A 1,895-nucleotide genomic window follows, 5' to 3' on the forward strand; every position below is an offset into this window, starting at 1 on the left:
CGGGTGCTGCCGGGCGTGGTCGCCGGGGTCGGCGGCTACGGCAACTGCCTGGGCCTGCCGAACATCGGCGGGGAGGTCTCGTTCGACTCGTCCTACGCGGGAAATCCGCTGGTCAATGCCATGTGCGTGGGCGTGATGAAGACCCAGGACCTGCACCTGGCGCACGCCAGCGGCACCGGCAACAAGATCATCCTGTTCGGCGCGAGCACCGGGCTGGACGGCATCGGCGGCGTGTCCGTGCTGGCTTCGGAGACCTTCGAGGGCGACTCGGCGGATTCCGGCTCCGGGCGCAAGAAGCTGCCCAGCGTGCAGGTCGGCGACCCATTCACCGAGAAGGTGCTGATCGAGTGCTGCCTGGAGCTGTACCACTCCGGGCTGGTCGTGGGCATCCAGGATCTCGGCGGCGCCGGATTGTCCTGCGCCACTTCGGAACTGGCCTCGGCCGGGGACGGCGGGATGCGCGTCGACCTGGACCGGGTGCCGCTGCGCGCGGAGGGCATGACCCCGGCGGAGGTCCTTTCCAGCGAGTCCCAGGAACGCATGTGCGCAGTCGTCGAACCGTCCAGCGTGGACGCGTTCATGGACGTGTGCGCCAAGTGGGACGTGACCGCCACGGTGATCGGCGAGGTCACCGACGGCGAGAACCTGGCGATCTACTGGCACGACGAGCTGGTGGTGGACGTGCCGCCGCGCACCGTCGCGCACCAGGGCCCGGTCTACGAGCGCCCGGTGGAGCGGCCCGCCGAGCAGGACCTGATCACCGCGGACAACCCGAACACCCTCGCGCGTCCGTCCACTCCGGACGAATTGCGGGAGGCGCTGGTGCAGCTGGCCGCCTCGCCGAACCTGTGCTCCCGCGAGTGGGTCACCAGCCAGTACGACCGCTACGTCCGCGGCAACACCGTGCTGGCGCAGCCTTCGGACGGCGGAGTGCTGCGGGTCGACGAGGAGACCGGGCGCGGCATCGCGGTCGCCACCGACTGCAACGCCCGCTACGCCCGGCTCGACCCGTACGCGGGCGCGCAGCTGGCGCTGGCCGAGGCGTACCGCAACGTCGCGACCACCGGCGCCACCCCCATGGCGGTGACGAACTGCCTGAACTTCGGCTCGCCCGAGGACCCGGGTGTGATGTGGCAGTTCCAGCAGGCGGTGCGCGGGCTCGCGGACGGCTGCGCGGAACTCGGTATCCCGGTCACCGGCGGCAACGTCAGCTTCTACAACCAGACCGGCAGCCGTCCGATCCTGCCCACGCCGGTCGTCGGGGTGCTCGGCACGATCGACGACGTGACCCGCCGCATCCCCACCGGGATCGGCGGTGAGCAGGGCGAGACGCTGCTGCTGCTCGGCGACACCCGCGAGGAGTTCGGCGGCTCGGAGTGGGCGAAGGTCGTGCACGGCCACCTCGGCGGTACCCCGCCGCAGCCCGACCTTGCGCGGGAGAAGCTGCTCGCCGAGGTGCTGCTCGCCGGTTCCCGCGACGGCATGATCTCCGCGGCGCACGACCTGTCCGACGGCGGCCTGGCGCAGGCGCTGGTCGAGACCGCGTTGATCGGTGAGTGCGGTGCCCGCGTGGTCCTGCCGGAGGACGCGGACCCGTTCGTGCAGCTGTTCTCGGAGTCCGCGGGCCGCGTGCTGGTGGCCGTGCCGCGCAGCGAGGAGCTGCGGTTCACCGAGATGTGCTCGGCCCGCGGCCTGCCCTGCGCCAAGATCGGCGTCGCCGACGCCGGTGTGTCCACACTGGACATCCAGGACGTCGCCGACGTCCCGCTGGCCGAACTCCGCGAGGCCTGGGAAGGCACTCTTCCCGCGCTGTTCAGCTGACCGCTCGGCTCCGAGTGAACGGACCGTTCGCCTCGATCCATCGGGACGAGCGGTCCGTTCACTTCGCGGTCCGC

The 1,895-nt window shown here is 71.2% G+C and carries 1 protein-coding gene; it reads left to right on the forward strand.

Annotation, left to right across the window (positions count from 1 at the left end; genetic code table 11):
• Positions 1-1,821: phosphoribosylformylglycinamidine synthase subunit PurL (gene purL / locus IJH84_RS26780; protein ID WP_295150432.1), on the forward strand; the 1,821-nt coding region annotated here is incomplete at its 5' end.
• Between the last annotated feature and the right edge of the window lie 74 nt (positions 1,822-1,895).

The sequence above is a fragment of the Saccharopolyspora sp. genome (assembly GCF_017434145.1).
GTDB lineage: Bacteria > Actinomycetota > Actinomycetes > Mycobacteriales > Pseudonocardiaceae > Saccharopolyspora_C > Saccharopolyspora_C galaxeae.